The 25,968-nt window shown below is 42.7% G+C and carries 19 protein-coding genes; 14 read left to right on the plus strand and 5 right to left on the minus strand.

The genetic code is table 11. From position 1 onward, the window contains the following. The first annotated feature begins 276 nt into the window (after window positions 1-276). The 5 genes from nrdA (at window position 277) to yfaE (ending at window position 6,522) form a co-directional block, all read left to right on the plus strand. Window positions 277-2,553 (plus strand): class 1a ribonucleoside-diphosphate reductase subunit alpha, encoded by a 2,277-nt coding sequence (gene nrdA, locus ACT3QN_RS00370; protein WP_444522012.1) that lies wholly within the window; start codon window positions 277-279, stop codon window positions 2,551-2,553. A 131-nt stretch (window positions 2,554-2,684) separates the two neighbouring features. Next, the gene (locus ACT3QN_RS00375) at window positions 2,685-4,205 is read left to right on the plus strand and encodes an RNA-directed DNA polymerase (protein ID WP_444522011.1); all 1,521 of its coding nucleotides are present in this window, start codon (window positions 2,685-2,687) and stop codon (window positions 4,203-4,205) included. 336 nt (window positions 4,206-4,541) lie between these two features. Then, window positions 4,542-4,913 (plus strand): hypothetical protein, encoded by a 372-nt coding sequence (locus ACT3QN_RS00380; protein WP_444522010.1) that lies wholly within the window; start codon window positions 4,542-4,544, stop codon window positions 4,911-4,913. Between the two features lie 96 nt (window positions 4,914-5,009). Next, window positions 5,010-6,143, plus strand: coding sequence for a class Ia ribonucleoside-diphosphate reductase subunit beta (gene nrdB / locus ACT3QN_RS00385; protein ID WP_444528711.1), 1,134 nt, complete (start codon window positions 5,010-5,012; stop codon window positions 6,141-6,143). A 109-nt stretch (window positions 6,144-6,252) separates the two neighbouring features. Continuing rightward, window positions 6,253-6,522: a class I ribonucleotide reductase maintenance protein YfaE gene (gene yfaE / locus ACT3QN_RS00390; protein WP_444519667.1), complete on the plus strand. Its 270-nt coding sequence runs from the start codon at window positions 6,253-6,255 to the stop codon at window positions 6,520-6,522. A 168-nt stretch (window positions 6,523-6,690) separates the two neighbouring features. On the opposite strand, the gene ACT3QN_RS00395 is transcribed toward yfaE, so the two are convergent. Then, window positions 6,691-8,016 carry a S1C family serine protease gene (locus ACT3QN_RS00395; protein ID WP_444522008.1) on the minus strand — a complete coding sequence of 442 codons (1,326 nt, stop codon included), beginning with the start codon at window positions 8,014-8,016 and terminating at the stop codon, window positions 6,691-6,693. A 347-nt stretch (window positions 8,017-8,363) separates the two neighbouring features. Between ACT3QN_RS00395 and ACT3QN_RS00400 the strand changes: the two genes are divergently transcribed. Together ACT3QN_RS00400 and ACT3QN_RS00405 are read left to right on the plus strand one after the other, a co-directional pair. Beyond that, window positions 8,364-9,188: a Nif3-like dinuclear metal center hexameric protein gene (locus ACT3QN_RS00400; protein WP_444522007.1), complete on the plus strand. Its 825-nt coding sequence runs from the start codon at window positions 8,364-8,366 to the stop codon at window positions 9,186-9,188. A 1,099-nt stretch (window positions 9,189-10,287) separates the two neighbouring features. Beyond that, the gene (locus ACT3QN_RS00405; RefSeq protein ID WP_444522006.1) at window positions 10,288-11,496 is read left to right on the plus strand and encodes a transglycosylase SLT domain-containing protein; all 1,209 of its coding nucleotides are present in this window, start codon (window positions 10,288-10,290) and stop codon (window positions 11,494-11,496) included. Window positions 11,497-11,651: 155 nt separating this feature from the next. Here the strand turns inward: ACT3QN_RS00405 and ACT3QN_RS00410 are convergent, their stop codons facing one another. The 3 genes from ACT3QN_RS00410 to ACT3QN_RS00420 form a co-directional block, all read right to left on the minus strand. Next, window positions 11,652-14,636 (minus strand): LysM peptidoglycan-binding domain-containing protein, encoded by a 2,985-nt coding sequence (locus ACT3QN_RS00410; protein WP_444528712.1) that lies wholly within the window; start codon window positions 14,634-14,636, stop codon window positions 11,652-11,654. 244 nt (window positions 14,637-14,880) lie between these two features. After that, entirely contained in the window at window positions 14,881-15,375 is a 495-nt protein-coding gene (locus tag ACT3QN_RS00415) for a hypothetical protein (protein ID WP_444522004.1), read from the minus strand. 284 nt (window positions 15,376-15,659) lie between these two features. After that, entirely contained in the window at window positions 15,660-16,670 is a 1,011-nt protein-coding gene (locus tag ACT3QN_RS00420; RefSeq protein WP_444522003.1) for a CNNM domain-containing protein, read from the minus strand. Here ACT3QN_RS00420 and ACT3QN_RS00425 point away from each other — a divergent pair. From ACT3QN_RS00425 to ACT3QN_RS00455, 7 genes are all read left to right on the plus strand, one after another. Continuing rightward, the gene (locus ACT3QN_RS00425; protein ID WP_444522002.1) at window positions 16,669-16,866 is read left to right on the plus strand and encodes a hypothetical protein; all 198 of its coding nucleotides are present in this window, start codon (window positions 16,669-16,671) and stop codon (window positions 16,864-16,866) included. The two genes, ACT3QN_RS00420 and ACT3QN_RS00425, sit on opposite strands and share 2 nt — an antisense overlap. A gap of 637 nt (window positions 16,867-17,503) precedes the next feature. Continuing rightward, window positions 17,504-17,833, plus strand: a complete 330-nt coding sequence (gene yajC, locus ACT3QN_RS00430) for a preprotein translocase subunit YajC (RefSeq protein ID WP_057759529.1) — start codon at window positions 17,504-17,506, stop codon at window positions 17,831-17,833. A 370-nt stretch (window positions 17,834-18,203) separates the two neighbouring features. Then, window positions 18,204-20,081 (plus strand): protein translocase subunit SecD, encoded by a 1,878-nt coding sequence (gene secD / locus ACT3QN_RS00435; RefSeq protein WP_444519659.1) that lies wholly within the window; start codon window positions 18,204-18,206, stop codon window positions 20,079-20,081. A gap of 9 nt (window positions 20,082-20,090) precedes the next feature. Continuing rightward, window positions 20,091-21,353 (plus strand): protein translocase subunit SecF, encoded by a 1,263-nt coding sequence (gene secF / locus ACT3QN_RS00440; protein ID WP_444522001.1) that lies wholly within the window; start codon window positions 20,091-20,093, stop codon window positions 21,351-21,353. Window positions 21,354-21,584: 231 nt separating this feature from the next. After that, on the plus strand, window positions 21,585-22,988 hold the full coding sequence (locus ACT3QN_RS00445) for an MATE family efflux transporter (RefSeq protein WP_444522000.1): 1,404 nt from the start codon (window positions 21,585-21,587) through the stop codon (window positions 22,986-22,988). Window positions 22,989-23,136: 148 nt separating this feature from the next. Further along, window positions 23,137-23,865 (plus strand): AzlC family ABC transporter permease, encoded by a 729-nt coding sequence (locus ACT3QN_RS00450; protein ID WP_444521999.1) that lies wholly within the window; start codon window positions 23,137-23,139, stop codon window positions 23,863-23,865. Then, the gene (locus ACT3QN_RS00455) at window positions 23,858-24,217 is read left to right on the plus strand and encodes an AzlD domain-containing protein (protein WP_444521998.1); all 360 of its coding nucleotides are present in this window, start codon (window positions 23,858-23,860) and stop codon (window positions 24,215-24,217) included. The genes ACT3QN_RS00450 and ACT3QN_RS00455 overlap by 8 nt, the downstream gene beginning before the upstream one ends. A 119-nt stretch (window positions 24,218-24,336) precedes the next feature. Here ACT3QN_RS00455 and purF read toward each other — a convergent pair whose 3' ends face one another. Continuing rightward, window positions 24,337-25,872 carry an amidophosphoribosyltransferase gene (purF, locus tag ACT3QN_RS00460; protein WP_444519654.1) on the minus strand — a complete coding sequence of 512 codons (1,536 nt, stop codon included), beginning with the start codon at window positions 25,870-25,872 and terminating at the stop codon, window positions 24,337-24,339. Window positions 25,873-25,968: the final 96 nt, after the last annotated feature.

A 25,968-nucleotide genomic window follows, 5' to 3' on the forward strand; every position in this document is an offset into this window, starting at 1 on the left:
GTCCTTTGCCAAAATTTGGACCGTCTACAACCTTGTAGCAACATAGTTTTATTCTAAAATCAATATAGTATTTTCAAAATTTTCCCGCTATATTGTGCCTACCAATTAACAAACACGCTATATGTAGTACTCAGTGATTTTAACCGTCACTATGAGTAGTGGTAGCCCTTTGTCCAAAAAACGACCTATCACAACCCAACATAATAGCGTTATAAAGAATGTCTGCCGCCCACTCGGCGCGTAGCATCACAATAAGCAATCAAAATAGAGGCCAGCATGACACATATTGACAAAATCCAAGTAACCAAACGTGATGGACGTTTAGAGCCTATTGATTTAGACAAAATTCACAAGGTGATAGCGTGGGCCGCAGATGGCTTGGAAAATGTGTCTGTATCACAAGTCGAGCTAAAGTCGCACATCCAATTCTATGAAGGTATCAAGACTCGTGACATTCACGAAACCATCATCAAATCTGCCGCCGACCTAATCTCTGAAACCACGCCTGATTATCAATATCTAGCCGCACGCTTGGCTATCTTCCATCTGCGTAAGATTGCTTACAACCGATTCACTCCGCCGCATCTGTATGATCATGTCAAAACGTTAACTGACTCTGGTAAGTACGATCAGCACATTTTAGCTGACTACAGCCGTGCTGAATTTGATGAGCTAGAAGCATATCTTGATCACTGGCGCGATATGAATCTTGCTTATGCCGCTGTTGAGCAAATGGCTGGTAAATATCTCGTACAAGATCGCGTAAGCAAGACTGTCTACGAGAGTCCGCAGTTCTTGTACATGCTGGTCGGTATGTGCTTGTTTAGCCAATATGACAAATCAGATCGTCTTGATTTCGTCAAACGCTTCTATGATGCAACCTCACAATTCAAAATCTCACTACCAACGCCTATCATGGCAGGTGTGCGTACCCCATCGCGTCAGTTTAGCTCGTGCGTATTGATCGAATGTGGTGATAGCCTAGACTCTATCAACGCGACCACCAGCGCCATCGTACGCTATGTGTCTCAGCGTGCTGGTATCGGCATCAACGCAGGTCGTATCCGTGCCCTAGGTAGCCCTATCCGTGGCGGTGAAGCACAGCATACTGGCTGTATCCCATTCTATAAACTGTTCCAAACTGCGGTTAAATGCTGCTCACAAGGTGGCGTACGTGGCGGTGCTGCGACCCTATTCTACCCATTATGGCATTTGGAAGTTGAGTCATTACTGGTACTGAAAAACAACCGCGGCGTCGAAGACAACCGTGTCCGTCATATGGACTACGGCGTACAGTTGAATAAAACAATGTACACGCGCCTAATCAAGGGGCAAGACATCTCTCTATTCTCACCAGGTGACACGCCAGGTTTGTATGATGCATTCTTTGAAGATCAAGACAAATTCGAAGAGTTATATACCAAGTACGAAAACGACCCTAACGTACGTAGCCGTCAAATCCCAGCAGCTGATTTGTTCAGCCTAATGATGCAAGAGCGCGCCAGTACGGGTCGTATCTATATCCAAAACGTCGATCATTGCAACACGCATAGCCCATTTGACGCGGCAGTTGCGCCGATTCGCCAGTCAAACCTCTGTATGGAAATCGCCCTACCGACCAAGCCACTTGATAACATCAATGACGAAGCAGGCGAAATCGCGCTTTGTACGCTATCAGCGGTCAACTTGGGTAAAGTTGAAGACGTTAGCGACATCGAAGAGCCAGCCGAGCTAATCGTCCGTGCGCTGGATGCCCTGCTCGACTATCAAGACTATCCAGTAAAAGCAGCTCAAAATGGCAGTATGCGTCGCCGTACGCTTGGTGTGGGTGTGATCAACTATGCTTACTACTTAGCTAAGAATGGCGCACGCTACTCAGACGACTCAGCATTGGGTCTGACCCATCAAACGTTTGAAGCACTACAGTACTATCTATTAAAAGCGTCAAACAAATTGGCAAAAGAGCAAGGCGCGTGCCCTGCGTTCAATGAAACCACCTACTCACAAGGTATCTTGCCGATTGATACGTATAAAGCCGACTTGGACAAAATCTGCCAAGAGCCGCTACATCTCGATTGGGAAACGCTACGTGGCGAGATCACTGAGCACGGTCTACGAAACTCTACCCTAACTGCATTGATGCCATCTGAGACCTCAAGCCAGATCGCCAACGCGACCAACGGTATCGAGCCACCACGTGGTCTGGTCTCTATCAAAGCGTCAAAAGACGGCATCTTAAAGCAAGTTGTGCCTGAGATTGATAAGCTAAAAGATCAGTACGAGTTACTATGGCAAATGCCAAACAATGACGGTTACCTAAAGCTGGTCGCTATCATGCAAAAATTCGTCGATCAAAGTATCTCTGCCAATACCAACTACGATCCCGTTCGTTATGCTGGTGGCCGTGTACCGATGAAAATACTGCTTAAAGACTTGCTAAACGCTTATAAGATGGGTGTAAAAACGTTGTACTACCATAACACTCGTGATGGTGCGAACGATGCCCAAGCGGATATGGAAGATGATTGTGCTGGCGGTGCATGTAAGATTTAAGTTTGAAAAAGAAGCTCTTTAAATAGAATTTCTGATGGATGGCGGGTTTGGCTTTTGGGTTAAGCCCGCTGTTTACTTATTGTAGTCTTGTCTATTTCATATCATTAGTAACAATATCAGAGACATATCAAATGAGCTTGCTATCTGATCAATCTTTAGAATTCGCCAGGGAACATATAGAGAAATATTATGATTCTGACTTTTTTCCAAAACTAGAAGAATATGAAGCTTTATGGCATTCATGGGACGAAGTAAAAAAAGAGTTAACGTCTACCAATATTAAAAGCATGTCTTTTAATAGTCCTACGACATCTACTTCGACCAAGCCTAAAGGTGGATTCCGTGTAGTTCAACAGCTAGACGCAATAGAAACTTTAATATATATAAGTTTAGCCTATACAGTGGCAGAAGCTATTGAGAATAAGAGAGTTCCAAAAGAATCTAAAGTAGCTTGTTCATATAGAATAGAAATTAAAAATGGTAGTTTTTTTTCGAATGGCAATGGATTTCAGGAATATATAGATAAATCTCAAAGTTTAGCTTCTGAGTTTGATTATGTTCTTTATACTGATATAACAGACTTTTATAATCAAATCTATCTCCATAGACTGTGTAACGCTATTTCTTATGCTGATCATACTTTAGAAAAAGTGGCTGACGATGTTGAGTACTTTTTATCTACCTTGAATGGGAAAACCTCTCAGGGTATCCCCGTAGGCCCTGCTGCCAGTGTACTGATGGCTGAAGCCATTTTGCTAGATATAGATGAATATCTAATTGACCAAAATATTAAACATACAAGATATGTAGATGACTATAGAATATTCTCAAATACTAAAGAAAAACTTACCTCGGTATTAGAAAGTTTAACGCTGTATCTTTACAAGAGCCATAGGTTGACCATAGCTACTGATAAAACAGGTATTATGGAAAGTAAAGAGTATATTAACAAAGTTATGTTCAATAGTTATGAAATTGAAAAGCAAGAAATTATAAGAAAAATTGAAGTATTCAATCCTTATTCTGAGCAGTTTGAAGAAATGGATAATCCGTTTCTAGACGAAAACCACTCTTTTGAAGAGCAAATCGACTTGGTTTCTCAAAGAATACTAGATAATGAGCATCTGGACTTAGGAATAGCTAGATACTTTATTAGAAAGTCAAAGAAACATAAAATAGAAAAATCAGCACAGGTTATCTTTGATAATTTCAATTTATTTCTACCTGTAGTGAATGACGTTTTTCTATATCTAGACAAAGTAAGTGATACTAACTTCATTGACAAGTGGAAGAATGAAATCATAGAGTTGTCAACTTCGTCATTTATGCAGCGAAATCTTGTAAAAACATGGTTCGAGTGGTACATATCTCGAAATATAGAAATCCTTAAGATACCACAAATTGAGGTTTTTGTATTTGCAAGCACTAGCATCAATTGTCAATCGAAAGCAGCTATAAAACTAAATAAATTATCATGGATAAGAAGTAAAAAGGACGAAATACAAAATTTTAATAATAAGGAAAAACTAGCTGTTATTAGAGCGGCACAAATCCTACCTAAAGATGAGAGAAAACACTGGCTAAGTTTTATACAGAAAAACTCATCTTCATCTATTGAGAAATGGGTAGCAAAATGGGTGAAAGACATTTGATAGATAATTTAAGTTGTAGGGTGCCCCCCCCAACGCACCAATGATATGGAAACTGTGTTTCAAGGTGCGCGAAGCGTACCCTACAAATTAAGCTCAAACGAAAAAGCCGTTAAGAAAAAAGAAAGCCGCCCTAACAAGGCTTTTTAGCCCCGACTATAGCGGTATCCTGCTGACGACGATGGCGATGCAGGCTGTGGCTGAACGCAGTATCGAGGCAACAGGAATGCGGTCAGACACGATAGACTGCACGCCAGCGGCAAAGCAGATACAAGCGGTAGGCGAGATTGGCTACTATTATCATTAAAACCTAGACAGAACTAAAACGACGGAGGTCATGTGCAATATACCGCAATCATCAAAGACGGTGGTTTGTTTATCCCAAATGTATTTTCAGACCTAAACGATGGTGGCTCGCATATCGTACAAGTCGAGGTTGATATTGCAGCGGTGCGTCAGCAGTTAGGTGCAGATGAAGCACCAAAGCCAGCCGTCACCAAAAAAAGCGTAGCAAAAGCAGCCAAAAAACCAGCATCAAGAGCGGCTAAAAAAGACACAAAAATAGCAGCGGAAGAGTCTGATGTGAGCACCCTACGTAAAAGCGCACTTGATGAGTTAGAAGCACTCGATGATAGTGAGCTGAGCGAGATATTTAAAGCCTATATGAACGATGGACAAGAGTCGTCACAGATATCGCTAGAGAACCTCTAAGCTAAAAAGCTATAAACCAAAATGTGTTATCGCATCAAATCAAAACCAGTCAAACCCATATAAATTAATAACCGTATCAATTATAAAGGCAGTCCCATGACTTACTCGATTTTTTCTCAAACGCCAAACAATGCGCTAAAAGAGCCGATGTTCTTTGGTCAGCCAGTCAACGTGGCACGCTATGACCAACAAAAGCACCCTATCTTTGAGCTATTGATTGAAAAGCAGCTGTCGTTCTTTTGGCGTCCAGAAGAAGTTGATGTATCAAAGGATCGTATCGACTTTAGCAATCTGTCCTCGCATGAGCAGCATATATTTTTGAGCAACCTCAAGTACCAGACCCTACTCGACTCTATCCAAGGTCGTAGTCCAAACGTGGTGCTACTGCCGCTGGTGTCTATCCCTGAGCTTGAGACGTGGATTGAGACATGGTCGTTCTCTGAGACCATTCACTCGCGCAGCTATACGCATATCATTCGTAATATCGTCAATGACCCAAATATTATCTTTGATGACATTATGCAAAACGAGCACATCTTAGGCCGTGCCTCTGATATCGCCCAGTACTATGATGAGCTGTACCGTAGCTCACAGTTATACAGCCTGTACGGTCCAGGTACGCACAACGTCAATGGCGAGCAAGTGACCGTTGATTTGAGATCATTGAAAAAGCAGATGTATCTGTGCATTATGGCGGTCAACGTCTTAGAAGCCATTCGTTTCTATGTGTCGTTTGCTTGCTCGTTTGCTTTTGCTGAGCGTAAACTGATGGAAGGTAATGCTAAAATCATTAAGCTAATCGCGCGTGATGAAGCGCTACATTTGACGGGTACACAGCACATGCTGAACCTCATGCGTAATGGTCGTGACGATCCTGAGATGGTCGAGATTGCCGAAGGGTGTTATGAAGAAAGCATCGAAATCTTCCGCAAGGCTGCTGAGCAAGAAAAAGAATGGGCAGGTTATCTGTTCAAAGACGGCTCAATGATCGGTCTAAACAAAGACATCCTTTGCCAATATATTGAGTACATCACCAACTTACGTATGGAGACCGTCGGCTTGCCAGCGGCGTTCCCGAACTCAAAATCAAACCCAATACCGTGGATCAATACGTGGTTATCTTCTGACAATGTACAAGTTGCACCACAAGAGACAGAGATTAGCTCGTACTTGGTTGGTCAGATTGACTCTGATCTATCAGACAGTGACTTTGACGATTTTGAACTGTAAAGGCTTGGGCTATAAGAGTAAGGCTTGAGCTATAAGAGCTTTGAACTGTAGTCCTTTTACGCTTTAATCGTAATAATAGCAAAGACGACATCTCTCAATAGGATGAATTATGACGTGGGTAATGACTAGTAAACAGCAATTCTACTTGCATGATGATGAAAGTCTGCTTGATGGTCTGCTGCGTACTGGACATGATGTCAATTATCAATGCCGCGAAGGCTACTGTGGTAGCTGCCGAGTTAAACGTATCGCCAGCTCGCATACGGTCGATTATCCGTTTGATCCACTGGCGATGATTGAAGACGATGAAATATTGCCTTGCTGCTGCCGTGTGCAAGGGGTTATTCATATCAATCATGACCCAATTGAAAAATCCTAGTGAAATAATAGAGGCAAAACACTAAGCTTACGACAATTAGCTTTACAGAAATCAGCTTTGCTAAAACTTACTCCGATAAAAAGCGCGCTCCTTTAGATAAGGAGCGCGCTTTTTTATACTATCGATTAAATCAATGTGCTAACGGATAGCACATATTATCAAAACATCCTACTGTGCCGTAGCATCCTGCTCAAACAGTTTCATCAGCTCTTCACGCATACGATCACGCTCTGCTTTTGACATCATCGGCGTTTCTTCATCGCTTTGAATATTTGGCTGATTCATCCCGCCCATGCTTTCATTTTGCAGTACGACAGGACGTTCAATCGGCTCTTGTGCTGGACGCTCTTCTAGGGTGATTTTTACTTGGGCATTTTGACCTTGACGCAATATTTGCGCATCTAGCTCAGTATTTGGCGGCTTACGAGCCACATACTGAATCAAGGTATTGGCGTCTGTCATTTCGACATCATCAATAGTCAGTACGATATCACCAACACGTAGACCACTTTTTGCTGCTGGGCTGCCATCAATAACGTTTAGCACTTCTACGCCTGTTGAGGTCTCAAGCTGCGTTGGGTCACGTAGCTGTGACTGGATTTCGATACCTAACCAGCCACGACTGACACGGCCATCTTTAATAAGTGCATTCATCACTTGCTCAACCAGTGCTGTTGGAATCGCAAAGCCAATACCCATCGAGCCACCAGAACGCGAGAATATGACGGTGTTGATACCGACCAGCTCACCACGAGCATCAACCAGTGCGCCGCCTGAGTTACCTGGGTTGATCGCCGCATCCGTTTGAATAAAGTCTTCAAACTTATTAACACCCAGTCCAGTACGTCCAGTCGCTGAGATAATCCCCTGTGTCACTGTCTGACCCACACCGAACGGATTACCAATCGCTAGTGCCAAATCACCCACACGAATCGGATCTTCGCGGAATCCAAGTGGCGTCAATCCTGTCATATCGACCTTGATCACGGCTAAGTCACTATCAGGATCTGTACCGATGATTCTGGCACGGTTTTTACGACCATCATTGAACGCGACTGTGATTTCATCTGCTTTTTCGATGACGTGGGCATTGGTCACGATATAGCCGTCTTCTGATACGATGACCCCTGAGCCTAAGTTTGTATTGCCCTGCTCTTGTGATGGACCACCATGAAACTCAAAGAAACGACGTAGTACAGGATCATCCATATAAGGATGCTCTGTCATCGTTTGGGTTGTGTAGATATTGACCACAGATTGCGATGCGCGTGCCACTGCATCATGATAAGAAGATATCGGCTCTGGCGTGTCCGATACTGTCTCAGACGCTTGCTGCTCCTCAGGCGGAGTTCTTGGTGGCTCCCATGTAGCCTCCGACGTCGACTTCATACTCGTGAACAACCAGATAAACGCTGCCAATACTATCAGCAATAAGACCCAAGGTAACCATTTTAATAAAGACGTCTTGTTATTGGTGTTCCGGGATGACGACATACACAACCTCTATAAATTTAATGCAAACGGACAATGAAAAACGACATGAGGTAATGCTAGCGGCTTAGCTAGTATTGAGCCACTCATAGGGTGGTCAAGTGCTCTATAGCTAGACATACTCACAAGTATAAATTATAACCGCAATACCATTAAATAGTAACGTATCGTGTACCATTTCAGTTATCCAGCTTGTCTGCTTGCTTACAACGGCATGTTAAAATAACTTTTATAAAGCTAGAATCTTAAAATCAGCTACTCTCAAATACGATAGATAATACATAATTCTTGCTGACTCAATCCACAACACTCTATTACGACATATATTTTATTGACGATAGGAAAACATAATGACTGCAAATAATACGGCAGCTGACTCTACCAATCAGAGCATCAGTGCACAGACATTGACACAATTCTGTGACGACTATTTATCAGCCAGTGCTTTTAAAGACTACGCACCAAATGGCCTACAAGTCGATGGTGGGCGACCGATTCAACGTATTGTCACTGGCGTAACGGCTTGTGAAGCCTTAATCGATGCTGCCATCGCTGACAATGCCGATGCAATTATGGTGCATCATGGCTATTTTTGGAAAGGTGAACCTGCCACGCTCACTGGTATGAAAGGTCGACGCGTGCGAAAACTGATGCAACACGGTATCTCTATGATTGGCTATCACCTACCACTCGATGCTCACCCTATCTCTGGTAATAATGCAAAACTTGCTGATATGTTAGACCTGACGATCACTGGTGCGCTCTATCCTACCGAGTCACACCCTGTAGGCAATATCGCCACTTGTACACCGCAAAGTGCTGATGCCCTCATTACCACCATTACTCAGGCATTAGGGCGCACACCATTACATATTGCAGCTGATTATTATGCAGACGCCTCTGCCCAAACAGATGCTAGGCTAATAGAACGTGTGGGGATATGTACAGGCGGTGCGCAGGATATGATTGAGCAAGCTGCTACTATGGGCTGTGATGCATTTATCTCTGGTGAGATATCTGAGCGTACCACGCATAGCGCACGTGAGCTTGGTATTGACTATTTTGCTTGTGGTCACCATGCGACAGAGCGTGGCGGTATTCAAGCGTTAGGAGAGATAGTCGCTCAAAAATTTGGTTTACCAGTTACCTTTATTGATATCGAGAATCCAGCATAAATCATGCTGCTGATAAGGTTGTTGTTTATATAGTGACGGGTTATAGAGCGATAGGTTATAGACAGGTTTTTTGTTGCAGAGGAAAACAGTTCAAAAACCAAACTAGACTTAATAGCAGCTGTAATTATCTTATAAGTATAAAGTCTATTATTGCTTCTATATAGGCTTTATTATTCTATTTCTGATTATTACGTACTAAATACCTGAAAAATTATCCGTTTATAGCTTAATTGTTAAGTTTTATCGCTTTTTTCTTAACTCCACTTGAATAATGCAATAAGTAACCGCATATTACAACCCGTAAGACAGTAAGTTTTGTCATGAAACTTCCCATTATTACAGCTTCCGGTTATGGCACTAAAATGACGCTGGTAGTTGTTTAAGGTTTTATCATGCTATATCAGCGATAAGACTTTAAACCGCTACCCATTAAGATACTATGTTTGCACTATAAACGTTAGCAGCATGGTATTTTTTTATTTTTAGTGTCGCGATGACGGTATGACATAGTCAGTTTGATAAGCAGCTATATGTTATCAATTTTGGTTGCTCATTTCTCCTCATCGCTGGACAATTAACTTTAATAGCCAGCTACCCTATTACTAGTAATTTAATATTAGTGATTCAAAGGTTAGCCAGCCATCAAAGTTAGCATAGTTAAAATAGATGAATGTACTTGCCTGATTGGCAAAACTTTACATCAATGTTTCAAACTATGTCTTTGTCTCAATAACTTAATCATGACCTTACCTATGTTTGATGTATAGTTGTTTGGCCACTAGCCATATTTAGTTATCGATGAAGGAATCATCTGATGTATATCCTTCGCGTCGTTATGCGTTCAGTATTTTAAACCAGTACTTACGAATACTGTTTATAACGCTTTATGACATATCGATAGCTGGCTGACGACAAACTATCCCACTAACTCTTAGAGAGAGTACGCTAGTGGCGCTATAGTCAAACAAGATAGAGCGGCATTTATCCTATTAAAAATGCCACTCTATTTAAAATACGATATCGATATATATCAATATTATGCATATATATTTGTACGTGTTTTTGCGGTAAGAAGGATGGCTAAAATCAGGAGACATCCATGCAGCGTATTACTTATCGTGTAAAAGTATCTGCGCAAGGGGCCAAACGCCGTATTTCTTATTTACTGCGTCCATCTAAACGCCTACTAAACACCAAAAGTAACATCGTTTCATCCTTTACCCCTACTGCGTCTAATCGTTTTGCCAGAACCAAGAAGCTCGCACAAATCTCAAGCATAGCCCTACTCTCTTTACCCGCTGAGAGTTTGACGACCATAAATACACCGGTACCAGCCTATGACAATGTCATGCTGGAAAACACCTTGACCATTGCTGCGGTGCCAGGCGATAGCACTTACTTTGCAACCGATGGCTTCCAACACGGTTTTGGTTTTGATCTGGTGCGCACGTATGCCGACGAGCTTGGTGTCGATATCAATCTAAAAGCCTATGCCAGTGAAGAAGCAGCGTTAAAAGCATTAAGAACAGGCAATGCTGATATGGCGCTGACTACGGCTAGCACTAAGTTAAAAAGCCAGCTAAATCTATCATCTATCAATGTCAGCTGTGGTTATGATTCTAGTCTGACTAAGAACGGTCTACATCCCAAGGTAAGTTGGTCGTTTAGCTCGTCTAATGACCCATTATCAAGAAAGGCCAGTTACTTTTTGTGCGATAGCATCAAGCTGCAAAATACACAAAAACTCGCTGCATTCTACAATCAAAACTTGCTAAAAGATGCCTATAGTCAGGATCATTTTCAGAGAACGTTGACAGAAAAACTACCTGACTATCAGTCTTCGTTTGAAGAGCAAGCACGCAATTACAATCACGACTGGGAACTACTGGTCGCGATGGGCTATCAAGAATCACATCTTGATGCCAACGCTGTGTCGCCGACCGGCGTACGCGGATTGATGATGCTGACCAACAACACCGCAAAAGCGATGGGTGTCTCAGATCGCGTTGACCCCTATCAAAGTATTGGCGGTGGCGCACGTTATTTAGAGCAAGTGAAAGCAGATTTTGCTGATGTACCAAAAACTGACCGTATCTGGTTTGCCCTTGCAGGTTATAACATGGGTCCCAATGCGGTAAAAAGAATCCAACGCGAACTACGAGATCAAGGTATCGACGATAAGAGCTGGGCGAACGTCTATGCTTATTTAGCAGACAATAGAGCATCGAATAGCCGCTATGGTCAAGCCATGCACTATGTCAGTAATATCAGAAGCTATCTTGAGACTATTAAAACTCAGACTGTCTAATTTACAGATAGTAATAGACGGCTTGTGAGCTGACTTATTACAGTTAGTTATTCTCATTAAATGAAAAAAGCTGCTCTTATAAAGAGCAGCTTTTTTGTGTGATACGATTGATTTAGTACTACCTACTTAAGCGTCATTCGACAATAAAATACTAATTAACGATTAGGTACGGTTAAACGTTGACCACGCTGTAACATAGTATTGGCCGCGATATTATTCATATCAGCTAGCTCTTGCGTTGAGACACCATATTTACGGGCCAGACCAATCAAACTATCACCCGAGCCAACCGTATAGCTTACTGTGGCTTTTGGCACTTTTAGTGTTTGCCCGCGTTGTAACTGAGCATTAGTCGCTAGATCATTGGTTGCTGCCAAGTCTGCTACCGATACGCCAAACCGACGTGCTAAAGCAATGAGGCCATCACCAGATTTCACCTTGTAACTTTCGGTGTTACTCAGTTTTGTTCCGCTACTTGCTGAGCTACTACTGCTACTAGCAGAACTGCTGCTTTGACTGCTAGTAGATGTACTTGCGACGCTGCCACTAGCAGGGATAGTGATAGTACGACCCAATATAAGATTAGAGTTGGTATTCAGGTTATTTGCTGACGCCAAATCACTTAAGCCAATATTGTAGCGTCTGGCGACACCCGTTAGCGTATCACCTGATTTTACCTTGTAACTGACCGCTTTATCATTTAACTGCCGGTCGACCAACTCTTTAGAAGCAGGAACTTTAATCGTTTGACCACGTTGTAGGCGAGCTTTTGCATCAAAATTGCTGTTTACCGCAGCCAGTTCAGTTGCGCTAACTCCGATGCTGTTAGCAATTCCAATCAGTGTATCACCTGATTGTACTTTATAACTGGTAGTGGCCACTGAGCTTGAGCTACTACTATTGTTAGCACCTGTAGTATTTACAGCATAAAAATCAACACTGGCTGGTACTTTAAGCGTTTGACCAACATAGAGCGAACTTTTGGTATTGATACCGTTGAGACTGGCTAAAGTATCTGTCGACACATTGAATTGACGTGCTAATGCAATCAGTCCATCCCCTGCTTTTACTCTATAGCTCTTAGTCGTGGTGCTTGACTTACTCGGCTTGGTAGAAGGTGCTGCCGGCGTGGTTTTAGGTGCGGTGACTTTACCTGGTATGAGCCATAGTTTTTGACCTCTTAATAGATCAGCGCGGCTACTGAGGTTGTTATAGCTGGCTAGCTGGGTAACTGACAAACCAAAACGATTTGCTGTACCGATAAGGGTATCACCACTTTTTACGACGTAACTGTCAGGCTGACTAGCAGCTGCGTTGTTAGCAGTACTTAATGGTTCAATGGTCTTAGCATCGTATAAGTACAGCGTACTACCAGATAGCAGGTTGGCACTGGCATCTATTTGGTTCCATTCTGCGATATCACGCCAGCTAACCCCTGCTCGGCTCGCAATGTTAGAAAGCGTATCACCACGTTTTACTGTATAGGTAGTACGAGTGCCTTGTGGCTTTGGCTTACTTACCGTATTTTTGGCAAAACTAAGTTTTTTCTCTTCACCACTTGCTTCTAAGATAGACTGCTGCGTCTGTACGGCTGATAAATTGATGTTACCGTCAGCATTGATGACATTGGTCTCAGAAGTACTTCTACGGATCTGACTCGCAATGAAATCACGCTCTTCCTTGCTAAGTGGTGGTTCTTGGACAATCGTATTGTTCTGAGTAATCTGAGCGGACGTCGTCGGTAGACTGTTACTGCTCTTAAGCTCAGCATTGATTTTATTAGTTTCTGCAGTGGTCAGTGGTGGCTCTATACGAGCTGAGGAATTACCACTACCTACAGAGCTGCTTGATGTGGCAGACGGTGAAATATAGCTGGTTGTCTGCTGAGGTACGCTAGCGCTAGCGGCATAGTCAGCCAATGCACTACCAGTAGACGGTAGCGATGAGGCACTATATGGTTTGTTATTGTAGCTTGGCGTGGTCGCTGTCGTACTTGAGCTGTCTGTATTAGTCGATGCAAGTACATTGCCTGTACCATTGCCTCTGAGCCCACTTAATTTAGCATCAGTATTGAGACTAACATCGTTTGGAATAATGACACGCTGCGGACCCGAAGAATCAACACGGCCTGAGGTCAGTGCAGTGTTTAAACGCTCTAGCTCATCGTAGCTAACGCCAGTCAACTGCGACACTTCAGACAAGCTCACACCATAATTAACAGGTACACTACGGAAATGCTGACGGTTAGCGATAGCGGGTAGATACACACCATACTGTTCAGGCTTGGCAACGATTTCGGCAACAGCTAAGAAACGCGGTACATAGTTCATCGTTTCAGTAGGCAGTTGAAGCGACCAATAATCTGTTGGTAGTCCGCGCGCTGCATTGGCATCAATTGCTTTTTGTACACGGCCAGGCCCAGCATTGTAAGCAGCCAATGCTAGCTCCCAACTACCAAACTGGTTGTGCAACGCTGTCAAGAAGTCATAGGCAGCACGTGTCGACTCGATAACATCACGGCGACCATCATAAGTGCTGCTTTGGTTCAAACCATAAATACGGCCCGTGCTTGGGATAAACTGCCATAAGCCTGCGGCTGCCGCACTACTAGTACCGCTAGGATCGTAAGAGCTCTCGATAACTGGCAATAAGGCCAGCTCTGTCGGAATGTTGCGACGCTCCGCTTCCCTTACCGTATGATAGATATAGCGACTGGCACGCGCAGTTAGACGATTTAGATAATCCTGTCTACTGGTAAACCAGCTTTTTTGGCCTTCAATACGCTGATTATAGATTGGCTTGCCACCATTCATGCGATAGCCTGCGCGCAAACGGTTCCACAAATCACCATACTGCTGAATGACAAGCTTATTACCTTCTACCATTGTCATATCAGTGGCTTCTAACAGGTCAGCCAACTCATCTAAACTCTCTGCGTCCAAAAACGCCGTTGAGTAGTCTGCACTACCTGTATTTGTCCCTTGGTTGGTAGGGCTTTTAGTGATGACAGATGAGCTATTGGCCGCACCGTTGTTTTTTACTGCTGATGTATTGCTACACGCACTAATCAGTAAAGTGGATACCGCAAGCGTCAATGGCAACGCAATAAATGAGCGAGAATGTGATAGCACAGTAGACATGGTATTGGAAGCTTCCTAACGACAGAAATTAATAAAATAAAGTTGATGGATAGTATAGTACGCAATATAAAGTAAAAACTAGCCTAATATAAAAGATAATAATAGACGCTCAAGTAGCCTATAAAACTAAGTAATGACTGCTTAGCTAACTAAACATTTTTATGAGTCAAAGTCACAGCTAGCTTAATCAGCTATTGTCTATACTAACAATAGCGTTGCCTTGCCCTAAATAGTCAATAATGACTTAGTTGATAGCCACCTGTGATACTGCTCGCAACAGCACTGCATTACCAGTAGACAAGGTCAAAGTCACACGAGATGTAGTGACAAACGATACCTGCTGACCATTTTTTACCCAGCTCTCATTGGTCGTCACATTAGCTTTTGCTTGTGAACCAGTAATTACCACGTTTTCTACCGAAATGTCATAGCGATAATTAGACGTGTCATTCCAGCTGTTTTGGAGCAGCCTTAGATACGCATCTTTATCTAAACTAGTAGACTTACCTTTTCTAGATAAAGAAATAAGCGCGTCATCCGATACTAGGCGTGATACCTGATTGATGCTTTGACTATTCGCTGATGCTTTCATTGCTGCAGCATAGTTCTGTACCAAATCCTCGGTCATGGTAGCCGCTTGTGCATTGATACTAATGGTGCTGGCTACTGCTACAATTGCAGTGATGCTGGCACTTTTCACCAATAAAGCTAATAACCCATTTCCCAATAATTTTTTCATGATAATCCTTAGCGATATTTTTTTTCGTTAGTGTCATATATTGACGATTAACGCTCTTTTATCATTTATTTTGGCAGTGTATCTGTATAGATATATCTATATTAGTGTACTCATATCATATGCCGAGCCTATCATCGAATTCTCACAGTCATGTGACACCCTGTGTAATTATTGCGAATGAAAAACAGGCTATCAACTCAAATATTCTTGAGGACTTATGTTGAAAACCCTAGCTCAAATGATTATGTCTAAACTACCAATATCATCATTTAAGCTCAGTTTCGTTAGAGCTTAGCATCATTGTTGCTGTCTTCATACCGCTCATCATCGCTGAGTTTCATGCCTAAGCGCTCTACCCGTCTATCCATCATCTGGCGAGCTAATGCTTGCATATCCTCAACGCGATCTATTTCATCAACAATTTCAAGACCCAATAATGTCTCAAATACATCTTCTAAAGTTACAAGTCCTTTGACTTCACCATACTCACCAACTGTAATCGCAATATGAATGCGATTTTTTAACATCAGTTCTAACAAATCAAATAGCTTCATTTTAGAGAAGACAAAAGTGATGTCTCGCTGAAACTGTGTCAACGGTTTATGCATAGCATGGTTGACTTTCGCCAGTAACATGTCCGTTTTTAGGACAAAACCTGTAATATTATCCAAGTCACCATCATAGATTGGTAAGCGAGAAAACGTCAGTTTTGGACGATCAACCAATAGCTCGGCAACCGTCTTATTTTCTTCAAATGCGAGCATTACTGAACGCGGTGTCATGATATCTTCGACTTTAATAGCACCAAATGCAAGCAAGTTGCGAATGATACGCGACTCTAACGGGTCAATTTGGCCTGACTCTTCACCGATACTAGCAAGAGCTGCAAATTCGCGACGGCTAAACGTCTGCGGTTCTTTACCGCGTACCAATAACTTCGTCAGACGCTCTGAGAACCAAATTAATGGGTATAGAATCATGATAATGCCGCGAACAAAGTAAGCAACCAAGCCGCTTAACTGACGCCAGTACAATGTACCCAGTGTTTTTGGAATAATCTCAGACATGAACAAGATAGCAAGCGTCATCAGAGCAGAAAACAGACCAAACCAAGCGCTACCAAATACGATCGTAGCCTGCGCACCAGCACCAATAGAGCCGAGTGTATGGGCAACCGTATTCAACGTTAAAATAGCAGCTAGTGACTGATCAATATTGTCTACTTTAAGGCTTTTGAGCATTTCTGCTTTTTTGGGATTACTTTCTTGCACATCCGCAATAAATGATGGTGTCATGCTCAGCAAAACAGATTCTGCTAATGAGCAAACAAAAGAGACACCAATAGCGAGTAAGACAAAAAAGATTAATAGAGAAATGCTCAGCGCAGTTGGGGCTGCCGCAGCGGTAGATGTTGATACAGCACCCGCTGCCCACACTGTCTGCGGTAGCATGAAAATTGCTAATACAGAAAATGCCGAAAAAGAAGTATAACCAAATCGAGAACTAGTAGTCATTCTCGGGGGAGGCTCTGCAGATGCGTCTTTACGATGAGCGCGCGGACGACATAAACGAGGTACAAACATAAAAGTGGTGAACAAGTTAGGTAACCTAAAAAGAGGAAAAGGAAGATAATATAATAAGTGATTCGTATCAATTTTCAGAGTACTATTATTAAAGTAATAGAAGGCAACTGTCTACCGTACAAATCGTTAATCAAAGCTGATTTAGTAACTATTTCAAGGTCATACTATGCTTCAAAAAGCCGTATTACGCTTCAATATATAGTATCTTAAATGCAGGCAATCATTGCCATTTGATAGTAGCATTGATGATACCATTTCACAATAAGTCGCCATTTTTAAGTTTTTGTTTTTTGATGACTTTTATTGCCCTACTATTAATGGTTGTACGATTACATCTTTACTAGCCTATTCTTTATGCTTACCTAATCTGAACTTTTGCGTTAGGGTTTGAATATAGTAAAAAAATGTTGTCCTATCCGTTGGCTGATAGTATGCCTTATACTAAGAAAAACACGCTCAGCCTATGATTAACAGTTACCAAGACTGGGATTTTTTGTTACTATGCGTCTAATTTTATTATTGTCCATGACTTACTGAGAGATATTATGAGCTTATTTATTCAAGCTGCCCATGCTGCACCAGAGACTGCAGGTGCTGCAGGTCTATTCGGTCAGATTTTACTACCCGTTGCATTTTTTGCGATTTTTTACTTCTTGGTTATTCGCCCGCAGTCTAAGCGTACTAAGGAACATCGTGCCATGGTTAACGCATTAACTGTTGGTAGTGAAATCATTTTTGCTGGTGGCTTAATGGGCCGTATTAAAGCGATCGAAGGCGATTATGCCGTTGTGAGTCTAAACAACAATACTGACGTGAAAGTACAACGTGCTTCTGTTATTTCAGTATTGCCTGCTGGCACGATCGAAAGCGTCTAATTAGAATGTTCACTGGTTTTTACTAGTGATCATTCAATAGTTGTCGCATTACTGAATGTAATGACTAAAAAATGACCGTATATGATTTACGGTCATTTTTCGCTATTAACACAGTAAGGTATAATTATTATATAAATTAGGCTTACTGTTTAGGTGTTTTATTTTTATCTAATATAGACTGTAGTGACCAGATAAAGAAACATCTATATTATTTGCTTTACTATTTTATGCGTTACTATCATCGCGGATGATCGCAATGGTGCATGATGACGGCTGCTGAACATAGCACTCGACCGTTGCTATCGCTAACTTCCCATCTGCTAACTTGTGGCCTATGTCGCCAGTCGTTTATCAACTTAAAGAAGTGATTATGCAATATCCCGCTTGGAAATACTTACTAATTGCCGTCGTGCTGCTCGTTGCCGGTTTATATGCTGCCCCCAACCTTTACCCTGACGAACCTGCTGTGCAAATTACAAGCGCAGCAGCAGGGACTCAGCTATCTGAAGGTATCTTAACCGAGTCTCAAAGCTTACTTGAAGAGGCAGGTCTAGATAACCACGATGGTACGTTTGAAGGCAACAGCGCGCTGGTACGTCTCAACAACCCAGTCGACCAGTTAAAGGCGCAGGAAGTGCTACGTCAAAACTTGGGCGAAGACTATGTCGTTGCCCTCAACCTAGCACAGACTACCCCGCAGTGGCTACGTGATATCGGTGCAAGACCGATGAAGCTTGGTCTTGATTTACGTGGTGGTGTACGTTTTGTACTCGAAGTCGATATGGACAAGGCGCTTGAACAGCGTTTGACCAGTGCGAGTCGCGATATGCGACGTGAGCTACGTGCTGAGCGAGTAGCAATCAAAGGCATCAAAACCGAAGATCGCGGCGTGGTATTGCATTTTGCCGATACTGATACTCGTAACCGTGCACAAAATGTATTACAAGGCTCGATGAGCAATACATTTAACTTGCAGTCTTCTATTGATGATCAAGGCCCTGCATTGGTCTTATCGTATAACGACGCGACACTTGACGAAATCAATAGCTACGCGGTCAACCAGAACTTGACGACTCTACGTAACCGTATTGCTGAGCTGGGTGTGACTGAAGCTTTGGTACAGTCGCAAGGCGCTAGCCGTATCGTCGTTGAACTACCTGGTGTGCAAGATACTGCTGAAGCAAAGCGTGTCCTTGGTCGTACTGCAAACCTTGAGTTCCGTATGGTGGCAGAAGATGCCGATACCTATACAGGCGGTATACCTCCAGCGGGTACAGAGGCATTCCCATTCGAAACACTTGATGGCCCGCCTGTATTGTTAGATCGTCAGGCGATCGTCACAGGGGACAAAGTAACCAACGCGCAAACTGGCTTAGATGAAAGTGGTCTACCAGAAGTAAGTATTACCTTGGATAGTGCTGGCGGCAAGCTCATGCAGAACGCCACTCGTACAGCGGTTGGTCAACAGATGGCTGTATTATTCATTGAAAACAAGCAAAGAATTACTTACGAAGAAGATCCAGCAACTGGTGAGACGACTGAAGTACGTACACCTTATGCTGAAACCAAAGTCATTAACCGTGCCAACATTCAAGCAGTATTGGGATCATCATTCCGTATTACTGGTTTAGATAGTAGTGCTGAAGCAGCTGAGCTTGCGCTCTTGCTACGCTCAGGCGCTCTTGCTGCACCAATGTATTTCGTAGAAGAACGTACTATTGGTCCATCACTCGGTCAAGAAAACATCGATAAAGGATTGTTCTCTACGCAGGTTGGCTATTTGTTAGTCTTCGCGTTTATGATTATCTTCTATCGCTTATTTGGTGTCATTGCCAACGTCGCGCTAGCCGTCAACGTTATTATTATCATTTCAATCATGTCAATCTTGGGTTCATCACTTACCCTACCTGGTATCGCAGGTATCGTTTTGACCATCGGTATGGCGGTTGATGCCAACGTACTGATCTTTGAGCGAATACGAGAGGAGATTGCAAATGGTGTACGGCCGAAGTCAGCCATCGTGGCAGGTTTTGATCGCGCATTTAGCAGTATTTTTGATGCCAACATTACTACCTTATTGGTCGCGTTTATCCTATTTGCGATTGGTACTGGTCCGATTAAAGGCTTCGCGATTACGCTAGCTATTGGTATTGTCAGCTCACTATTCACCGCAATTTTGGTGACACGTGCACTGGTACAAATTGCTTATGGTAAGCGTAAATCCATCAAAAGTCTGAGCATCGGTTAGGAGAACACTATGGCGATCGATAACAACAACCCTTTAGAACAGCAGAATAATCCTGATCGAAATGGCTCAAACGGTGAGACGACCAATGCAAGTACGCGTCGCCGTAATAAACCGCGTCGTGATGGTAAAGGTAGCAATACCAAAAGCAACAACCCTACTAGCGCAAAATCAGGAAAAAACCCTAGTCGTCGCGGCGGTAAAGGTCAAAAGGCTAAAGATAATCAAGCGCTCTCTACAGCAGTCAATTCTAACCTAGTAACTGGCGATGCTGAAGATGATGCAGCAGCCGTCGCTGAAGGTGGCATTAAAGCTGTTGGTAGCCAACGTATCATTCCATTTATGAAGATAGAAAAGCCAATGGCACTACTGTCTTTATTTATGGTTATTGGTAGTATCATTGCTATCGCCGTAAATGGCCTGAACCTAGGTCTTGACTTTACTGGCGGTGTATCAGCTGATGTGCGTTACGAGCAGCCTGTTGAGCAAGTTGCTGTTGTGCAAGCACTGGCAGACAATGGCTTCGATGATGCGGTTGTACAGTACCTAGGTACGCGTGAAGAGCTATTGGTACGTCTACCCCCTCAGTCTGATAATGTTGATGGCTTGAGCGCGAACCTGACACAGGCTTTAGCATTACCAGAGAATACAGCTGACATCAGTAACGTCAATATCATTGGTAGCCAAGTTGGTAATGAGGTTTATCTAAACTCAGTCATGGCATTGGCATTAGCACTAGCTTGTATGCTTGGTTATGTTGCTCTACGCTTCCAGTTCAAACTGTCTCTTGGTGCCGTACTATCACTATTCCATGATGCCGTCGTAACCATCGGTGTTTTTGCGTTATTCGGCTTTCCATTTGACTTAACGGTATTGGCAGCGGTATTGGCATTGATTGGTTATTCGTTGAACGATACGATTGTTGTGTATGACCGTATTCGCGAAAACTTCCGCCGTGTCCGTGGTATTACGCCTGAGCAAACGATTGATTTGTCATTGACCGAGACGCTACGCCGTACGATTATGACCATCTCGACTGTCCTATTGGTTGTATTAGCCATGTTATTCTTAGGCGGTGAAGGACTATACTGGTTCTCAGTGGCTCTATTTATTGGTTTACTTGCGGGTACTTACTCATCGACTTATATCGCCAGCTCGATTCCATTACGTATGGGGCTTTCGCGCGATGACTTTATCGTAAAAGTAAAACCAGAGTTTGAAGAAGAGATTGTTACTTTTAATGATCCAAAAATGTCTGAACAAGACAATATTTAGTAAGGTATATTAAATGGATTGATATACTGAAATATCGTGTTATTAATCTTTGTATAACTACTAAGTGAACAGCTACAATGTTTGAATAAGAGCACCTGACTCATGAGTAATGAGCCTAGGTGCTTTTGTCTTTATAGCTGTTTTGTCTCTTATGTTAAATGTACTGTCTTACAAGTTTATTATCATTTAACGAACTTACCTCTTTATCGCCCACGTATAAATGAGCCACTCATGTCAGCTAATTCTACAACTTCTTACGCGATGCCACCTATTGACACAAGTTATAAGCGTATTGTGGCGATTGCATTGCCTGTGCTACTAGCCAATTTGGCCATGCCACTGCAAAGTGTCATTGATACGGCAATTGTAGGTAACATGAATGATACCGCTAAACTTGCCGGCATGGGTCTAGCTATACAACTGCTGTCGCTATTACTTGTCAGCTTTAACTTTTTGCAGTACGCGTCATCTGGGCTCGCCGCCCAGGCACTGGGACAACTGGCTAGTAATAACAACACATCAGCCGTATCAGCACCTACGCCTTTGCTGTCTATCTTACAACGCGCTTTGTTATTGGCGTTTGCTATTGGAGCAATATTACTAATAGCAAAGCCATGGCTAATTGATTTTGGCTTACAAGCACTGTCAGCCAACCCTGAGAGTGGACGCGCTGCAAAAATCTATTTAGATGTGCGCTTTTGGGGCGTAATCGCAGAGCTGATGAACTTTGCATTTATTGGTTGGTTTGCAGGACAAGGTAAGACCCGTTATATGCTCTACCAGCAGGGTTTTATTGCTGTGCTTAATATCGTACTGACTTTGTTTTTTGTATTTGTTATGCAGATGGGATTGGCTGGAGTGGCATTGGGAACAACTATTGCATTTTGGTTTGGAATACTGATGGCATTATGGTTGAGCCGCCAACACCTAAAAATATCGTGGACTGTATTATTTAAGACGGATCGACAGTACTTCACAAAAGAGAAAATGCTTAGGCTATTCTCATTAAACAAAGATATCTTTGTACGTACTCTTATTTTAACGCTAAGCTTTGCTTGGATTACTCGACTGTCAGCCCAAAGCGGTGACGTTATACTGGCAGCCAATGCTATTTTGTTACAAGTACTAAGTATATCTGCCTTTGCTCTGGATGGCGTTGCTGTGTCCGCTGAGACATTGAGCGGACAATCTGCAGGACGACGTGATTGGCCGCGTTTTCGTATTATTGTGAAACGTACAGGCGTGGTCAGCTATGGCCTTGCTATCATGTTGAGCGCCATTTGGTGGCTTGCAATGCCCACATATTTAGGATTCATGACTAATATTGAGCCAGTATTTGCCCTCGCCTATGACTACCATTTGTACGCCGTATTACTACCCCTTGTTGGCGTTGGTGCATATTGGCTGGATGGGATATTTTTTGGCTTGACGGCTGGTAGTGTGATTCGTAATGCGGCGCTGATACTGGCTGCTATTTTCTTTCCATTAAGCTGGTTGCTCTATCAGCAATGGGATATGACTGGTATTTGGCTAAGTGTTTGGTGTTTATTACTATTGAGACTAATCATATTAGGTGGGTTTTTGTACCGAGCCAATATAACTGGCAGTTATGAAAAACTACAACCTGAAGCTTAGTTGATTTTATACTACGTCTGTTCTATCGATTTTCGATAAATCACTTTTACTAAGGTCATTTTTTACTTTTGCAGCAATACAGTTTGAATCAATAATTTTTAAATCTATAGATTGATAACAATACCATAAGAAAAATTTAGGATGTCATGTGAATACTCATTCAAATGAATTAAGTCATCAGCGTGAAAACCGCTACCGCTGGGCTGAGGGCTTTAAGAAAAGCTTGCCAGTTGCTATGGGATATTTACCTGCCGGTATTGCCTTTGGTGTGCTCGCACAAGTGGCTGGTGTCCCTGTATGGGCAACGATTATGCTCAGCATTGTCCTGTATGCTGGTGCTGCTCAGTATGCTTGTCTGCCGATGCTAAGCGCTGGTCTACCGATTGGCAATATGGCCACCAATATTGCCGCGATTAATCTGCGCCATGTATTCTACGGTATGCCGTTATTGCAGTATCTACCAAAAAACAAACTGGCCAAGACCTATTGTCTGTTTGCATTAACTGACGAGACTTTTTCGATCATGACAAGCTTGCCTAATGAGTCGCGACGAGCGCTTATACTACCTATCAGTCTATTTAACCAAAGCTGGTGGGTACTTGCGAGTACGGTTGGCGTAATTATTGGCAGTACGCTTAGTGACTTGGTGCCAAATTTAGATTTTGCTTTAGTATGTCTATTTGCAATTCTCGCTTATGAGCAATTTCAAAGTATCAAACGCTACTTCCCAATTGGTATTGCAGTGCTTGGTTTAATCATTGCTTCGCTATTTACCAGCGACTGGTTGCTACTAATAGCCATCACTATCTGTATGTTCATGATTTTAGTACGTGGGTTTTGGATAGAACGTCAAAAGACGGGAGAATCTTATGAGTAGTAGTTATCTTATTTTTGCTACGCTTGCCATGGCAGCAGTGACCTTTATCACTCGTGCCTTACCTGCACTGATACCTAAAAAGCTACTAGACACACCTTGGCTACATCGGTTGAACGAGAGCTTACCGTTGTCCGTGATGGTACTGCTTATTTTGACGAGTCTTTCCTATCAAGACGTATCGACGACTGTCACTTTGAATGACACCGAACTGCACCTATTGATGGCACAGGTTGGCGCGCTTATTTTGGTGTTATTTACCTACCATATTAGCCGTCAGCTTTTAGTCAGTATGGTTGTCGGCATTGCAGCTATCAATGGTCTATTTTGGTTATTTAGCAGGTTCTTAGGTTAAAACTACTTCGCTCACTTATATAAACATTAGTACCTTTAGCTATATTTCAAACATAAAAAAGCTAGATTCCATGCAGAATCTAGCTTTTTCTTATTTTAGAATAATGTCTTTAATACGACTTAAAGCTCTTCTACACCCATCATATCCACTGGAGTATCAGCCACTATTTGTACGCCTTTCTTACCAGTTTTGGCGGTGTCGTTACGCTGCTCTTGCAGGTGATCAAGATACGCTTCATTGATTTGGCCAGTGATATAGCAGCCGTTAAATACCGCACAATCAAAACCTTCCACTCGGCTGTGTTTGGTATCTTTTACTGCATCGATCAAATCATCCAAATCTTGGAAAATCAGACGATCTGCACCGATGATATCACGTACTTCCTCAACACTATTACCTGAAGCGATAAGCTCGCTACGTACTGGCATATCAATGCCGTATACATTTGGAAATTTCACTGGTGGCGCAGCACTGGCAAAAAATACTTTATTAGCACCGGCATCTCGTGCCATTTGAATGATTTCATGACAAGTTGTACCACGAACGATAGAATCATCAACCAATAGTACGTTTTTACCTTTGAATTCTAATGGCACAGCGCTGAGTTTCTGGCGAACTGATTTTTTGCGCTGCTGCTGACCTGGCATAATAAACGTACGACCGATGTAGCGGTTTTTCATAAAACCTTCACGGTATTTGACGTTCATTTTTAGCGCCAGCTCCATCGCTGAAGTACGCGACGTATCTGGAATTGGAATGACCACGTCGATATCATGGTTCTCGCCCCACTCAGCAAGAATTTTGTCTGCCAGCTTTTCACCCATACGTAAGCGTGCTTTATAAACTGAGATGTTGTCTATAATCGAGTCTGGACGAGCAAAGTAAACATACTCAAAGATACAAGGCGTGTATTCTTTTGGCTCTACGCACTGATGCGTATGCAGTTTATGGTTCAAGTCGATAAAAATTGCTTCGCCTGGTTTTACATCACGAACGATAGTAAAGCCAGAACCTGTCAATGCAACTGATTCAGAGGCAACCATATATTCAGTACCGCCATTCGGTGCCATACGCTTACCGAAGATAAGTGGGCGAATACCGTTTGGATCGCGGAATGCCAGCAAGCCATGACCAGTAATCAGTGCGACTACACCATAAGCACCTTCACAGCGTCTATAAACAGCTTTTACTGCTTCAAAGATATCATCAGCGGTTGGATGGGTTTTGCCTAGATTCTGCATCTCATGAGCTAGTACGTTCAAAAGCACTTCAGAATCTGAATCAGTATTAAGGTGGCGACGATCTTCGATATACAAAGATTTGGCCAGACTCTCAGCATTGGTCAAGTTACCATTATGTGCAAGGGTAATACCATAAGGTGAGTTGACATAAAATGGCTGAGCTTCAGCACTGCTAGACGTACCAGCTGTTGGATAACGCACATGACCGATACCGAACTTACCAACCAGTTTCATCATATGACGATTCATAAATACGTCACGTACCATGCCATTTTCTTTACGTAGATAGAGTCGCCCATCTTGCAAAGTAACAATACCTGCTGCATCTTGCCCGCGATGCTGTAGCATCGTCAAACCGTCATAAAGAATCTGATTGACTGGTTCGTGAGCTGCAACTCCAATGACTCCACACATAATAGCTATATCCTATTTTAACTCATACATTAGTACGACAATAACGGCAAACTTCACGACAGTATGTTGCTAAAACTACTCACTGCCGCCCGCCGC

This window comes from Psychrobacter sp. AOP7-C1-14 (assembly GCF_052376135.1).
GTDB lineage: Bacteria > Pseudomonadota > Gammaproteobacteria > Pseudomonadales > Moraxellaceae > Psychrobacter.

Bases quoted from the DNA above. Each gene is read 5' to 3' on its own strand.
- ACT3QN_RS00445 (WP_444522000.1), top strand. From the start codon at position 21,585: ATGTCAGCTAATTCTACAACTTCTTACGCGATGCCACCTATTGACACA.
- secF (WP_444522001.1), top strand. From the start codon at position 20,091: ATGGCGATCGATAACAACAACCCTTTAGAACAGCAGAATAATCCTGAT.
- secD (WP_444519659.1), top strand. From the start codon at position 18,204: ATGCAATATCCCGCTTGGAAATACTTACTAATTGCCGTCGTGCTGCTC.
- yajC (WP_057759529.1), top strand. From the start codon at position 17,504: ATGAGCTTATTTATTCAAGCTGCCCATGCTGCACCAGAGACTGCAGGT.
- ACT3QN_RS00415 (WP_444522004.1), bottom strand. From the start codon at position 15,375: ATGAAAAAATTATTGGGAAATGGGTTATTAGCTTTATTGGTGAAAAGT.
- ACT3QN_RS00455 (WP_444521998.1), top strand. From the start codon at position 23,858: ATGAGTAGTAGTTATCTTATTTTTGCTACGCTTGCCATGGCAGCAGTG.
- ACT3QN_RS00410 (WP_444528712.1), bottom strand. From the start codon at position 14,636: ATGTCTACTGTGCTATCACATTCTCGCTCATTTATTGCGTTGCCATTG.
- ACT3QN_RS00420 (WP_444522003.1), bottom strand. From the start codon at position 16,670: ATGACACCATCATTTATTGCGGATGTGCAAGAAAGTAATCCCAAAAAA.
- ACT3QN_RS00395 (WP_444522008.1), bottom strand. From the start codon at position 8,016: ATGTCGTCATCCCGGAACACCAATAACAAGACGTCTTTATTAAAATGG.
- nrdA (WP_444522012.1), top strand. From the start codon at position 277: ATGACACATATTGACAAAATCCAAGTAACCAAACGTGATGGACGTTTA.
- ACT3QN_RS00375 (WP_444522011.1), top strand. From the start codon at position 2,685: ATGAGCTTGCTATCTGATCAATCTTTAGAATTCGCCAGGGAACATATA.
- nrdB (WP_444528711.1), top strand. From the start codon at position 5,010: ATGACTTACTCGATTTTTTCTCAAACGCCAAACAATGCGCTAAAAGAG.
- ACT3QN_RS00405 (WP_444522006.1), top strand. From the start codon at position 10,288: ATGCAGCGTATTACTTATCGTGTAAAAGTATCTGCGCAAGGGGCCAAA.
- purF (WP_444519654.1), bottom strand. From the start codon at position 25,872: ATGTGTGGAGTCATTGGAGTTGCAGCTCACGAACCAGTCAATCAGATT.
- yfaE (WP_444519667.1), top strand. From the start codon at position 6,253: ATGACGTGGGTAATGACTAGTAAACAGCAATTCTACTTGCATGATGAT.
- ACT3QN_RS00400 (WP_444522007.1), top strand. From the start codon at position 8,364: ATGACTGCAAATAATACGGCAGCTGACTCTACCAATCAGAGCATCAGT.
- ACT3QN_RS00425 (WP_444522002.1), top strand. From the start codon at position 16,669: ATGCTCAGCAAAACAGATTCTGCTAATGAGCAAACAAAAGAGACACCA.